The sequence below is a fragment of the Hymenobacter sp. YC55 genome, assembly GCF_029433095.1.
In the GTDB taxonomy this organism is placed as follows: Bacteria; Bacteroidota; Bacteroidia; order Cytophagales; family Hymenobacteraceae; genus Hymenobacter.
The window spans coordinates 541,349-554,253 of the sequence record NZ_JARNTX010000001.1; the positions used below are offsets into that span (position 1 = coordinate 541,349).

11 protein-coding genes are annotated in these 12,905 nt (G+C 41.8%); 10 read left to right on the top strand and 1 reads right to left on the bottom strand.

Features of this window, described 5'->3' with window-relative positions:
* Positions 1-58 precede the first annotated feature (58 nt).
* From P1X16_RS02315 to P1X16_RS02355, 9 genes are all read left to right on the top strand, one after another.
* Complete coding sequence (locus tag P1X16_RS02315) at positions 59-1,615, top strand: glycosyltransferase (RefSeq protein WP_277226004.1); 1,557 nt, start codon at positions 59-61, stop codon at positions 1,613-1,615.
* A gap of 125 nt (positions 1,616-1,740) precedes the next feature.
* Positions 1,741-2,703: a glycosyltransferase gene (locus P1X16_RS02320; RefSeq protein ID WP_277226005.1), complete on the top strand. Its 963-nt coding sequence runs from the start codon at positions 1,741-1,743 to the stop codon at positions 2,701-2,703.
* Entirely contained in the window at positions 2,700-3,701 is a 1,002-nt protein-coding gene (locus P1X16_RS02325; protein ID WP_277226007.1) for a glycosyltransferase, read from the top strand. The genes P1X16_RS02320 and P1X16_RS02325 overlap by 4 nt, the downstream gene beginning before the upstream one ends.
* Before the next feature lie 118 nt (positions 3,702-3,819).
* Positions 3,820-4,641: a DUF5672 family protein gene (locus tag P1X16_RS02330; RefSeq protein WP_277226009.1), complete on the top strand. Its 822-nt coding sequence runs from the start codon at positions 3,820-3,822 to the stop codon at positions 4,639-4,641.
* A 52-nt stretch (positions 4,642-4,693) separates the two neighbouring features.
* Positions 4,694-5,653 carry a hypothetical protein gene (locus P1X16_RS02335; RefSeq protein ID WP_277226010.1) on the top strand — a complete coding sequence of 320 codons (960 nt, stop codon included), beginning with the start codon at positions 4,694-4,696 and terminating at the stop codon, positions 5,651-5,653.
* Positions 5,654-5,732: 79 nt separating this feature from the next.
* Complete coding sequence (locus P1X16_RS02340) at positions 5,733-6,830, top strand: glycosyltransferase family 10 (RefSeq protein WP_277226012.1); 1,098 nt, start codon at positions 5,733-5,735, stop codon at positions 6,828-6,830.
* Between the two features lie 54 nt (positions 6,831-6,884).
* The gene (locus P1X16_RS02345) at positions 6,885-7,991 is read left to right on the top strand and encodes a glycosyltransferase family 10 (RefSeq protein ID WP_277226014.1); all 1,107 of its coding nucleotides are present in this window, start codon (positions 6,885-6,887) and stop codon (positions 7,989-7,991) included.
* Positions 7,992-8,156: 165 nt separating this feature from the next.
* Positions 8,157-9,269, top strand: coding sequence for a GDP-mannose 4,6-dehydratase (gmd, locus tag P1X16_RS02350; protein ID WP_277226015.1), 1,113 nt, complete (start codon positions 8,157-8,159; stop codon positions 9,267-9,269).
* Between the two features lie 105 nt (positions 9,270-9,374).
* Complete coding sequence (locus tag P1X16_RS02355; protein ID WP_277226017.1) at positions 9,375-10,808, top strand: oligosaccharide flippase family protein; 1,434 nt, start codon at positions 9,375-9,377, stop codon at positions 10,806-10,808.
* A gap of 23 nt (positions 10,809-10,831) precedes the next feature.
* Here the strand turns inward: P1X16_RS02355 and P1X16_RS02360 are convergent, their stop codons facing one another.
* Complete coding sequence (locus P1X16_RS02360) at positions 10,832-11,797, bottom strand: hypothetical protein (protein WP_277226019.1); 966 nt, start codon at positions 11,795-11,797, stop codon at positions 10,832-10,834.
* A gap of 198 nt (positions 11,798-11,995) precedes the next feature.
* Between P1X16_RS02360 and P1X16_RS02365 the strand changes: the two genes are divergently transcribed.
* A complete protein-coding gene (locus P1X16_RS02365; protein ID WP_277226021.1) occupies positions 11,996-12,898 on the top strand; it encodes a glycosyltransferase family A protein in 903 nt (300 codons plus the stop codon).
* Positions 12,899-12,905 lie beyond the last annotated feature (7 nt).

Sequence of the window (12,905 nt, forward strand, 5' to 3'; positions counted from 1 at the left end):
GCCCCTAAACTTTCATATAGTAGCTTCGCATTCTAAACAGAGGACCAAAGCGCAAGCAATGCAGTACCCAAAACTCTTCATCATAGTTCGCAACGATAATAACCCCATAGGACTGGGACAAACGCTAGAGAGCGTAGCCACTCAGACATATGAGTCAATAGAATGTCTCGTTGCTGACAATGGTTCGGATGAGGCAAGCTTGTCTGTTATAGAACGGTATAGTAACATCATTACGCATTGGGTAAGCGAAAAGCATGTTGCTCTGAATGCACTAACGGCAACTTTGTTGGTTCGTGCTACGGAGGGCTACGTCCTGGTTTTAAATAGCGGGTTCACACTTAGTGAGGAAACAGTAGTAGCTCGGATGCTGGCCGCAGGGCAGGATCAGCATGTGCTGTTTGGCAATTTAATTAAAGTGCATCCTGACAGCACACTGGAAACACTAGTTGTGCCCGCAGAACTTGATCTAGAAACATACGCTTGGAAGCTGGATAATCTACTCCAGGCTTCCTTTATCAAGTATACTCTGTTTCAAGAATTTGATTTCTATGATGAAAATTTGGTATTAACTACAGACTGGACTTTCTTATTAAAAGTTCTTTTATGGCCTACAGTACAATATGCACACCAGAATATTACTGTAACTCACCTGCCGGTAGGTCGACACGGTGGTACCGATAAATTATCTAATAATCAGCTTGCCGTTAAGGAAAAATATTGGGTTATAGAGAATTATTTGCCCGCTGTAATTAGAAAGCTACTAACAGACAGAGAGCAATTAGAAAAAACGCAATCTAACATGTTGCGGCATCCCATGCTACAAGTACAATTGCGATTGTTAAGCAAAGTATCGCATTGGAAGATACTGGCCGTAGAGAGTATGAAGAGGCAATACCGGTCTATTCGGACCATGATTGAACTGCCAGCATACCGTAAAAAGTTTGCCAAGGAATGTTATGAGATTCCTATCATCATCAACAATCGTAACCAGCTAACGTACCTTCAGCGGCTAATTGCTTCTTTGGAAAAGAGGGGCTACAAGAATATCTACATCCTTGACAATGATTCTAATTATGAACCACTGCTAAAATTTTATGGAGAAACCCCTTACAAAGTGTTTTATCTGGGTAAAAACGTTGGTTTTTGTGCACTTTGGGACACTGAAATCTTTGATTATTTTAAAGATTCCTATTACGTCTATACCGACAGTGACTTGGAATTGGTTGAAGAATGTCCCAACGACTTTTTGACGGTTCTTCACTATCTCCTGAATAAATATCCGTTGGGAAAAGTTGGGCTATCATTATTGACCGAGGACTTGCCTGCTCATTTTGCTAACCGCGATGAAGTTAGACAGTGGGAAGCCGGCTTTCAAAAGAAGAAAGTAGAAATTTTAGCATATCAAGCTATGGTAGACACGACGTTTGCGCTCTACCCACCCAACCGATTTGGGGATGCAGGAATGCTTTATGCGTTTAGAACTAGGTCACCTTATAGCGCACGTCACTTACCTTGGTATGAAAATACTAGTGCGCTTACCTTAGAGCAAAAATATTACTACTCCAATGCTAAAACTTCGTCGCATTGGAGTAGTAAGGTCAAACTAAACAGCTAAGTGAGGTTGTAACAGTTCATAAGTTCGTTTGACCAAAATTCAAGCTTATGTCTAAATAATATCAACTGCCTTACCTAAAGAGAAACACATATTTTTTTCACCTGTACAAGCTACTGTAATTATTGATGATGGTAAATAGTCAGGAGAAGCTTCTAAAGGTTTCCGTTGTTATCCCTAATTATAACCACGCCTCGTTTTTACAACAACGGATTAAGTCCGTGTTAGATCAAACATACCAGAATTTAGAGGTCATTATATTAGACGATTGCTCTAGCGATAGCAGCCGTGATATATTAGAACTATATCGTGAGCATCCGAAAGTAAGCTATATTGTTTTAAATGAAGTAAACAGTGGTACAACATTCAAACAATGGCAAAAAGGTATTGAACTGGCACGAGGAGAATGGATATGGATAGCTGAAAGTGATGATTGGTGTGAGCCAACGTTATTGGAAACCTTAATAAAAGGCATTGACGAGAGCTGTTCAATTGCGTTTTGCCAATCGCTTGTTGTTCACAATAATGGCGATATATTTTGGAATACAAGAGCTGATAGATTTAATCAAATACTAGCAGGAGATGATTTTATTGCTAATAAAATGTTGCTTGGCAATGCCATTATAAATGCTAGCATGTGCATTTTTAAGAAAGATTGTTATTATAAGATTAGCCCTTACTTCACTAGTTATAAGTTTTGTGGAGATTGGTTGTTCTGGATTGAAATTGCGCTACAGGGTAAAGTATATAGTTCAGGAAAAATACTAAATTATTTCCGTAAGCACGATAAGGATGTAAGTGGTGGTGCTTATGCTAAAGGGCTGTTTTATTCAGAACATATAAAACTTCTGGATTATCTAGAGTCCAAAAGGGTCATTACAAACTATAAAAAGCAAGAGGTATTAGCCGAAAGACTAAAACATCTTATTGTTGACAAAAGAATAGACCAAAATTTAGCTATAAATTTGCGGGCTCTCTTTTTTAAGAAAATTTCTCCTGCTTTCTTTTATTCCAAGTCAAGGTACATACTAGGTGAAAAATTGTTTTTGAAACTTATGTATCCATATTCCTTGCATTACCTGAAAAAATGAAAGGGGTTTCAGTAATTGTGTGTTGCCACAATAGTGCTGCCAGACTTGGTGCTACTATAAAGCATTTGGCTAATCAAAACGTGTCTGTCGCTATACCGTGGGAGATAATCATTGTTGACAACAACTCTAGTGATAATACTAGGGAGAAAGCAGAAGCAGAATGGCAACACTATAGTCTTGCTGTTCCATTCCGTGTAGTAGATGAGAGTACGCCTGGGCTATCAGCTGCTCGTGAGAAGGGGATAGGGGAGGCCGTATATGATTTTCTGATTTTTTGTGATGATGATAATTGGTTGGATCCTAGCTACGTTAGCAACGCCTACCAACTACTACATGCACACCCACAAGTAGCGGTAGTAGGTGGTAATAACATAGGAGTGTTTGAAACCCCGCCTCCCTCTTGGTTGCCTTTTTTTCAGCATTCCTACGCGATTGGCACACAGGGTAAGCTGAACTTTGAGATCCTAGAAGGTAATCAGTATATAGTGGGAGCCGGTATGGCTTTTAGAAAAACCGCGTACACAAGCATTAAGCAGAAAGGTTTTAAATTTTACCTTACTGATAGAATAGGTAATAAAGTAGTTGGTGGCGGCGATGTAGAGTTGTGCTACATTTTCAAACTGGCTGGCTACCAAATTGCTTATAGTTCTGCGTTAACGTTGCAGCATTACATGCCAAGTGGGCGCATGACTAAGAAGTACCTGGCCTCAATGTGGCACCAGTACAGTTACTCTTGGCTGGTATTTGAGGCGTATAAAGCTGTGCTAGGTACAACTATAGATGCTAAGCTTTTTACAGAAGGGCATTGGAAAGCAGTAGCCAAGCAAAACCTCGTGGGCGAACTGTCCATTTTGCCCCAGTACCTATACAGCCGTTTAAGGGATGATATTGCGTATTCCTTGCCCCATGAAGCAAAAGTTTTATACAATTACTTTCTGTTGCGTAATTCTAGGATGCTTGTTTCTATAATACGCGAGCTTCATACAAAGATTGCCTAGAGGCATTTTAAATTCAAGCAGAATAGCTGTTGCAAGCCTTAATAATAGTTGGACGAGATGGTGTTGAGAAATGCCTCTCAATCAGCTTTGTGCAATGTAAAACCTTAGTCCAAAGTAAGTGAATAAAGCAGCCAATGTAGTTGTCGTGATTCCCGTGCATAGTGCTCAGCCAACAGCCAACGAGCTTATAGCATTTGAGCAGTGCTTTCGTGTATTACATGGACGTACAATCAAGGTGCTAGCTCCACAGGGATTAGAACTGCATGCGTATCGCAATCATGTAGCGGACTTTGATGTGCTATTTATTGATCCAAAGTGGCAGGCTTCCATTGCCGCCTATAATAAGTTAAAACTCAGTAAATATTTTTACAAACTATTTCGTCGATACAATTACTTATTGACATACGAGCTTGACTGCTTCATATTTCGTGATGAGCTGGACTATTGGTGCTCGCAAGGCTACGATTATATTGGAGCCCCATGGTTTGAAGGTTTAAGTAATGCCAAACCAGATGCGGCTATTGTAGGTGTGGGCAATTCTGGTTTCTCTCTTCGTAATATACAAACTGCTCGACGGATTCTCAATAAAATTTATTATCAGAATCCATTGCATAGCCCCTCTTCAGGTATCGGCACCGGAATTGCTTATATAAGAGCAGCTTACCGTTGGCTGCGTAACCAATTTGGTGAAAATTATACACTTAAAAGTGCAGGTGACATTCACGAAGATTTCTTCTTTAGTAAATTAGCGCCACAATACTTCCATGATTTTAAATTGCCTCTAGTTACCGAAGCACTAAAGTTTAGTTTCGAAATAAATCCCCAAGTGCTACTTGTTATGAACAACGGTAACTTACCTATGGGGTGCCATGCATGGCAGCGATACGATATGCACTTCTGGAAGCCTTATATAGAAAAATTTGGCTATAATATAAAATGAGTAATTCATAAATTAACTGAACGTTCTACTTCTAACTGCTTGCATTCTTGATATGAATGAATGGATAGATACATACAGAGGGATAAATAATTCCTTTAAAAAGAAATTAGTTTTTAGATTTGGCGTGGAGGCAGGATTTTTCTCTGAATATAATAACCTAATTATATCAATTTTATATTGCCTTAAACATAGTATAAAGTTCGAATTGTACTCTCGTCATGCGAATTTTGCAAAAAGTGATGGATGGAATGACTTCTTTGTGCCATTTGTAGCTGTAAATAATCAAGATATAAATAGATATTTCAACTTGCGCTATGGAGTAGAACGAGTAGAGCTTGAATACCCATTACAATCTATTATAAAGCCCCGTTATGTAGGTATTGCCTATAAAGCCCTTTACGGTATCACGTATCTTACACAAGATTTGTGGTCGAGGCAACGCGACCCATCACTTGCTTCAGAACATTTTACTATCTCTGCGCTTGGAATCAACCAAGCTACTTTAGTCGAAGCTGCACGTCCATTTATTAATGCATTTTGGAGATATAATAATAATGCCGCCAAAATTATTTCATCAATAATTGATACGGTTCCTTTACCCGCAAGTTATGTTAGTATTCATATTAGAGCAGGTGACAAATCATCGGAAACAAAAACGTATGATTATAGTCAATATATGGTTTTAGCTCAACAATTTTCGCTTAACAAAAAAGCATTTATACTAACTGATGATTATACTGTAGTTGAATTTCTCAGAAGTGATTATAGTGATTGGGAATTTTATACGTTATGTGACCCCTCCGAAAGAGGCTATCATCAAGATGATTTTAATAAGTTAGATAAAGAGGTCAAGTATAGGCATAATCTACGTCTATTTGCCGAATTGGACATTGCATCAGCAGCAGCTAGGTTCATTGGAACATACAGTTCTAATGTTGGCATGTATATGGGTATGCGTATTGGGCCAGAGAGGTGTTCATGCGTAGATTTCGATAATTGGGTAATGTGGTAATGGCGTAATGTATTTATTCATTAATGGTCGTAATGCGTATTAATGCATTAATTATTTGCTTTAAATAAAATAAAATAGCATGAAAGCAACGTTGGTAGTATTAGACGAGCCAGACTTCTTGAATAACCGGATTTTTTCTGATCTGCCTATTAATGGCGTAAAAAACTATGGTTATATGTTTGCAGAATTACGCCGCCAGCTTGCTGAATTTAATATCGACTTAGCTACTCATGATATTCATCCTGCCGAAGAATCAAGTATTATCATTGGTCTTGATGTAGTAGATTTTTTTCAGACCTACAAACGGAAATTAGGCCAGGCCCTTTACTTGCTTCTTAATGAACCAGCAACATACTACCCTAAGGTATGGGATAAGAGTAATCATGCTGTTTTCGATAAAATTTTTACTTATGACTATACATTAGCTGATGACAGAAAATATATTCATCATTATTTTGCTATTGATTTAGAGGCAATTCCCCCTCTCATGCCTGTTTCGGAGCATGAATTCAATCGTAGAGAACTATGTGTCTTGATGGCCGGTATGTTTCAGGTAACTAAACCAACTAAAGGCTCCACTTCTCTGCTTTATGATCGTTATCAGATAATGAAATGGTTTTCACGTTATCATCCACAAGATTTTGCTTTATACAGCAGAGGTATTAATCTGCGTCACTTGCAAAGTTTCAGAGGTTTGGGCGTGTTGCAGCGAGTTTTGCCAACTCCTTTTTTAAAGCAAATAACGGATTCTGTTGTGGCCCGTCGTAAGGTTGCGTTCGATTTAGTTAATAAGGGCCCGGTAGCGCCAGATGCTAAAATTAGCACATTTCAAAACTACCGCTTTGCAATTTGCTACGAAAACACTGAATTGGCGGGATATATTTCTGAAAAAATATTCGATTGTTTTGCTGCCTCCTGTGTTCCTATCTATCTAGGCGAGCCAGAGATACATCGGTTCATTCCAACTCAATGCTTTATCGATAGACGCAAATTTAAATCTAACGAGGAATTATATAATTTTATCAAAAACATGGACTATGCACAATATAATAATTATATTCAAGCAATATCTGACTTTATGCAAGGAGTGGAGTACAATAAGTTTGGCTCTATGCCAAATGCTGAGCGAATTGCAAAAGTTATGCTTCAAGACTTACAGTCGCCCGCATTAAGCTAGATACAAGCTTTGCGTCGGACTAATATCAGATGCATCCTGGGCACGAAAGCAGAAATGAAACATAACGGAAAATCAATAAAGGCGACGCTTTATGTTATAGAGGACCCTGTGCTTTTGCAAAATGGCATTTTTTTGAATAAGTCATTTTATGGTATGAAAAATAACGCATTCATGTTTGCGTCGTTGCGTACCGACTTAGCAGAGCATAACATTGACTTAGCTACTCAAGATATTCATCCTCCCGAAGAATCTGATTTGCTAATTAGCCTCGATAATTGCTTGCCGTTTCAAAAAGCTGTCTGGCGGGCAGGACGCAAGAACTACTTGGTTTTGAGCGAGCCAGCTACTTATTATCCGCATAATTGGAATCCTCAAAACCACCACGTATTCGATAAGATATTTACCTACAACTATAATATGGTGGATAACAAGCGGTACTTCCACTACTATTTTGCTATCGATTTAGAAGAGAACAATCAATTTAGAGCTGCAACTGAAGAAGAGTTTGAACGTCGTAAGCTGTGTGTACTGATGGCCGCTTCGTTTGGGGTGGTGAAGCCACTACATAACTCGCTTTCGTTACTACATGAGCGTTATTTAACGCTTAAATGGTTTGCAGAGAATCATCCTAATGAATTTAGTCTTTATAGCCGGATGATTCACCCTAAAACATACCAGAGCTTTAGGGGCCTAGGTCTTTTGCAGAAGATAGCTCCTGCCGCCCTAGTGGAGGGGATTACTCAAGTAGTAGCTAGCCGGCGCAAGGCATTGTTCGATATTGTAAATAAAGGCCCCGTACCGCACGATCAAAAGATTCCAGCCCTGCGCCAGTACCGCTTCAATATTGCATACGAAAACACAGGTGGTTTACCCGGCTACCTCACGGAGAAGATATTCGACAGCTTTGCCGCATGCTGCGTACCTATTTATTGGGGCGATCCGGAAGTAGAGAAATCAATACCCAAAGAGTGTTTTATTGATCGACGCAATTTTAAATCGCATGAGGAATTGTACCGATTTCTAAAAGGAATGAACTACCAAGAGTACAAGCAATACACTGAAGCAATTGCTGAATTCATAAGTGACGTAAAGCAAGAAAAGTTTGGTGCTGAAGCTAATGCCCGTCGTATTAGCGAAGTAATTCTAAAGGATATAGAATAGCAGGCTTAAATGCAGCTATCCAAGCGTTGTAACAAGCAATGGTTTGGGAGCCTTTCTTTTTTGCTCTTATCTTTGCCAACTGCTAGCGCGTATTCGCGTTAAACGCTGAGTTTTACTGGAATCTGGACAGGAAGTCCATATACGACCCATTTTTACCTTTACACCATGAAAGTAGCCCTGATTACGGGTATCACGGGCCAGGATGGCGCGTACCTGGCTGAACTCCTACTGGAAAAAGGCTACGAGGTACACGGCCTCAAACGCCGTTCCTCGCTCTTTAACACGGATCGGATCGACCATTTGTATCAAGATCCGCACGAACTAAATGTGCGCTTCAAGCTTCACTATGGTGACTTGTCGGACTCTACCAACCTGATTCGGATTATTCAGGAAGTACAGCCCGATGAGATTTATAACCTGGGCGCGATGTCGCACGTGAAAGTATCGTTCGATACGCCGGAGTATACCGCCAACGCCGACGGTATTGGTACGTTGCGCCTTCTCGAAGCTATCCGAATTCTGGGTCTTACCAAGAAAACTCGCATTTATCAGGCTAGCACATCCGAATTGTATGGATTGGTGCAGCAGGTGCCGCAGAGCGAGACTACCCCTTTTTATCCTCGCTCACCTTATGCGGTGGCCAAGATGTACGCTTACTGGATTACAGTAAACTACCGCGAAGCTTATGGTATGTATGCTTGCAATGGCATCCTCTTCAACCACGAGTCGCCACTACGGGGCGAAACCTTTGTGACGCGTAAGATTACGCGTGGTGTTGCTCGTATCTCACTAGGCCTACAGCAAAAGATTTTCCTTGGTAACATTGACGCCAAACGCGACTGGGGTCATGCACAGGATTATGTGGAAGCCATGTGGCGGATTCTTCAGCAGGATACCGCCGAGGATTTCGTTATTGCCACCGGAGTAACCACTACGGTGCGGGAATTCGTGCAGCGGGCGTTTGCCGAAGTAGGTATTGAAGTTGCCTTCTCGGGCGAGGGTGTGAATGAAAAAGGTCATGTAGTAAGCTGCGATAATCCAGCTGCCGGCCTAGAAGTAGGTCAAGTAGTGCTCGAAATTGATCCTCGCTATTTCCGTCCAACTGAAGTGGAATTGCTGATTGGCGACCCTACGAAAGCCAAGACTAAACTAGGATGGGAGCCCAAGCATGACCTCACGTCGCTGGTTAAAGATATGATGGCCGCTGACGTTGCCCTATTCCAGCGCGACGAGTATCTGTTGAAAGGCGGACACAAAGTGTATAACTATCACGAGTAACCGGCAAACTGCCGTTTGTAGCGGTTTATATTTTGTCTTTTTAGATAGTGGCAGTATCCGCCTAGATGGCGGCTTCTGCCACTATTTTATTATACTCTATCTCTAGTGATTAATCGATTTCGAGGCAACCTAAAAGCTAACGTCAAGCAGATTCGGCAGAAAGGCTCATTTGCACAGAACCTCGCCATTACATTTTCTGCTACTGCATTTGTAGCAGTTCTAGGTTTTGCCGTTTCACCAATTATGACGCGGCTTTACAATCCGCAGAGCTATGGCCTATTTGCCCTATTTACCGCTATAGTTAACAACGTTAATTTGATTTCGACTCTTGGGTATGCTCCCGCATTTGTATTGCCTCGTCAGCGCAAGCGCTCTATAGCATTAGTGCAGCTAACAGTGTTGCTTAGCTTAGCAGCATTGTTGCTCATGAGTTTGGCGTTCTGGTTAATACATGACAAGTTGCTGCGCTGGTTGAGAGCAGAGGAGCTCGGCGTGTGGTTCTATGTAATTCCATTAGCAGTATTTGTTTTCAACCTAAACGTGCTGATGAGTGCTTGGTACTTGCGCACCAAAGACTTTAAGAAGCGTGCTGGCATTGATGTGGTTACGGCAGTTGCGGGCCGGAGTATCACATTAGCAGTAGGTTGGTTAGGACACGGGCCAGCAGGGGGGCTACTACTAGGGGACCTGTTTTCCAAGTTTACCATGTTCTTCAGTATGCTGTTCAACGGCATACATCGGCAGTTAGGAGAACTGCGGCGGCCATTCTCATGGTCTCTAATTCGGGCAGTGGCCTGGGAGTACAGAGAATATCCTTTTTATGTAATGCCAACAGCCTATTTAAATACTTTGGCTGGGCAACTGCCTATTTTCTTCCTGGCCACAGGGTTTGGTACTACTGCAGTAGGACTATTTGCTTTCTCAACCAGTTTGCTTGAACTGCCAATTAATTTGATTGGCAACGCAGTGGCTCCTGTTTTTCTGCAGAAGGCGGCCGAAACTTATCAGCAAGATCCTGAGCGGCTTAAGCAGATTTGTTTGAATCTATATAATAAGCTTTTCTACCTGGGACTATTACCTTTTGGTGTTATCACAGTTTTTGGCGACTGGATATTCAGTTTTGTATTTGGCGCCCGCTGGGAGCAAGCAGGGGTATTTACTGGATACTTAGGCTACTACTACGTATTTAAACTGGCTTCTTACGCTACTAGTCCTATATACGCTGTACTGCAGCGACAGCGAATTGCTTTGCTCGGTACTGCGCTATTGGTACTGGCAAGAGCCGGCAGCTTGGTACTTGGCATGAGATTACACAACCTAAACTTAGGGATGTTGCTTTTTGGGTTAAGCAGCCTAATTGTAACGTTCTTGGTTGATCTAAATGTTTTATACCTACTTCATGTGCCAATGCTGCGAGTAGCTATGAGGACCTTGCTTTTTGTGGTTATAACCTTAGGATTACTGTGGGGCTTGCGAGCAAGCCTAGAGGGCTTTCTTGCTGGATCCTTCGTCAGAGTTGCCAGCACCGCTAGAATCTAATTCTTACGCATAGGCTGGTAAGCTTACCAAATCAGCCACTCATCGAAATCCAAGCAATGACAACGTTCGGGTCCGATACGCATACCCATATACATACCTGGATTGGAACTGTAGGTGCCAATGAACTTAGTGGAGTCAGCGCATATATCTATAGTAGCAAATAGCTTAAGGTGTTGCATGTACTTGAAATACCGATCTTGTTTCACGAAGTCACGGTGAAAGTAACCGCGTTCTGAAGGGGTGCACAGTGTATGGAATCTCCATTGAGGATATTGTTGTTGCAATTGCTCTATTACTGTGTAATCATCTGTCATTATAAAGGCCTCATTATTAACAGAAAACTTTGCCGCAGGTATCATGTACTCACTGAAATCGTACATCTTAGCTTCCGTAAACTTGTCGCCAGCTCGCACGTGCAAACTGATATACTCGTCAGGTAGCTGAACTGAATTAGTAAAAGAATTTATGATGGGAGCACTCTGTGCATTATAGCGCCAGAAAGCCTTAATAATTTGTTGGGTAGCTGCCAAGAGAGGAGTCTGATTAAAACCCAATTCAGGTATATTAAAGATAGACTGAGCAAATGCTTGGTCTCGATGGAATGCCCATAAGTCCTGAGTCATGTAATCGATGCCAAACAGAAATTTATAGGCGGCCGTGATGTAACGATACTTAATGACTTTCTGTAATTGAGCTTCTCTGCTTTGTTCAATGATATAAGGTCTTAAACTGTAATCCTTATTTATATGCTGAGTATTTATGGCTCCAAATGGCAGAAAAAAGTCCTGCCAACCGTCGCGCAAGGCGAAACGCGCATGGTCAGAGTATAGCTCGAAGCGAATACCATATTTCAGGCAGTAAAGCAGCGCCAGAATCATGTTATTATACTCGGAGAAAAAGCCAGAATCTACTCCCAAGCGAAATATGAGCCTCTGCTTAAATGAATTATTAAGCTTGTTGTATTGCTGAAGCCACTCTTCTGTAGTCATTACTTATAAGGCAATGGAGTGTGTTACCTCGTGGAAAACACAGTAAAGTTACATGATTGCATAGGGGCATGGCAGCTTGCGCGAGAGTGTAAACTTCCAAGCTACCTTTGTAGACTAACCCATCAAGCTTGTGGCCATAGAGAATCTTTCTAAGCGCCATTTACAAGCAAGACTATTTACGGTAAAGCTCGCGCCTACATGTCTGTGCCTTTTTTCAGCGTTATTATCCCCACATACAATCGTGCTAGCTTTATTGCGGACACCTTGCGTTCCGTGTTAGCTCAAACATTTGCAGCTTTCGAAATTATTGTAGTGGATGATGGTAGCAAGGATAACACGGCCGAGGTAGTGCAGCAATTCACGCAGCCAAGTGTGCAATACCATTTTAAAGAAAATGGAGAGCGAGGAGTAGCTCGCAATTACGGTTTTGCACGGGCACAGGGGGCATATGTGCTATTTCTGGATTCCGACGACGTATTGCACCCTAATCATCTGGCCACACTGCACGCTGCTATTCAACAGCAGAACCAGCCTAACTTTATTGCTACGAAGTTTGATTTCAACCGTAATGGTCAGCGTAGTGCTAGCGACTTGGCACTGCTGCCAGCTGGTAGTTATAGTTTAGAATTCTTCCTAAAAGGCAACGCCCTGGCTTGCAATATCTGCGTGCGGCGGCAGAATCCGGCCTTGAAGCTGTTCGAAGAAGACCGTTCCTTTGCAGCTGTCGAGGATTGGATGTTCATGTTGGAAAATATGCAGGCTGATACCGTATACCTAGTAGATGCAGTGACACTAACCATGAACGACCATGATGCGCGCTCGATGCGCGCCGACAACCAAGGTCTTATCAAGCGCTGGTTGAAGCTTATGCAGTGGGTGGCAGTTCATTTGAGCCTTACGCCAGCCCAAAACAAGCAGTTAGAAGGCCATATCTTCTACCTCTGTGCCATACATGCATATGCTGACAATCACCGTCAGCAAGCAGTGGGTTTCTTGCGCCAAGCTTGGCCGCACTTGCCATTACGTAAAGCGCTGCTACTAGCTGTGCGTATAGTGGCAGGTCCACAGCTGATAGGTCTGTTGAAGGGACCTCGCGCTTAACTACATT

Excerpts from the sequence above, each read along its gene's own strand:
- P1X16_RS02315 (WP_277226004.1), top strand. The coding sequence starts at position 59 with ATGCAGTACCCAAAACTCTTCATCATAGTTCGCAACGATAATAACCCC.
- P1X16_RS02320 (WP_277226005.1), top strand. The coding sequence starts at position 1,741 with ATGATGGTAAATAGTCAGGAGAAGCTTCTAAAGGTTTCCGTTGTTATC.
- P1X16_RS02325 (WP_277226007.1), top strand. The coding sequence starts at position 2,700 with ATGAAAGGGGTTTCAGTAATTGTGTGTTGCCACAATAGTGCTGCCAGA.
- P1X16_RS02335 (WP_277226010.1), top strand. The coding sequence starts at position 4,694 with ATGAATGAATGGATAGATACATACAGAGGGATAAATAATTCCTTTAAA.
- P1X16_RS02340 (WP_277226012.1), top strand. The coding sequence starts at position 5,733 with ATGAAAGCAACGTTGGTAGTATTAGACGAGCCAGACTTCTTGAATAAC.
- P1X16_RS02345 (WP_277226014.1), top strand. The coding sequence starts at position 6,885 with ATGAAACATAACGGAAAATCAATAAAGGCGACGCTTTATGTTATAGAG.
- gmd (WP_277226015.1), top strand. The coding sequence starts at position 8,157 with ATGAAAGTAGCCCTGATTACGGGTATCACGGGCCAGGATGGCGCGTAC.
- P1X16_RS02360 (WP_277226019.1), bottom strand. The coding sequence starts at position 11,797 with ATGACTACAGAAGAGTGGCTTCAGCAATACAACAAGCTTAATAATTCA.
- P1X16_RS02365 (WP_277226021.1), top strand. The coding sequence starts at position 11,996 with ATGTCTGTGCCTTTTTTCAGCGTTATTATCCCCACATACAATCGTGCT.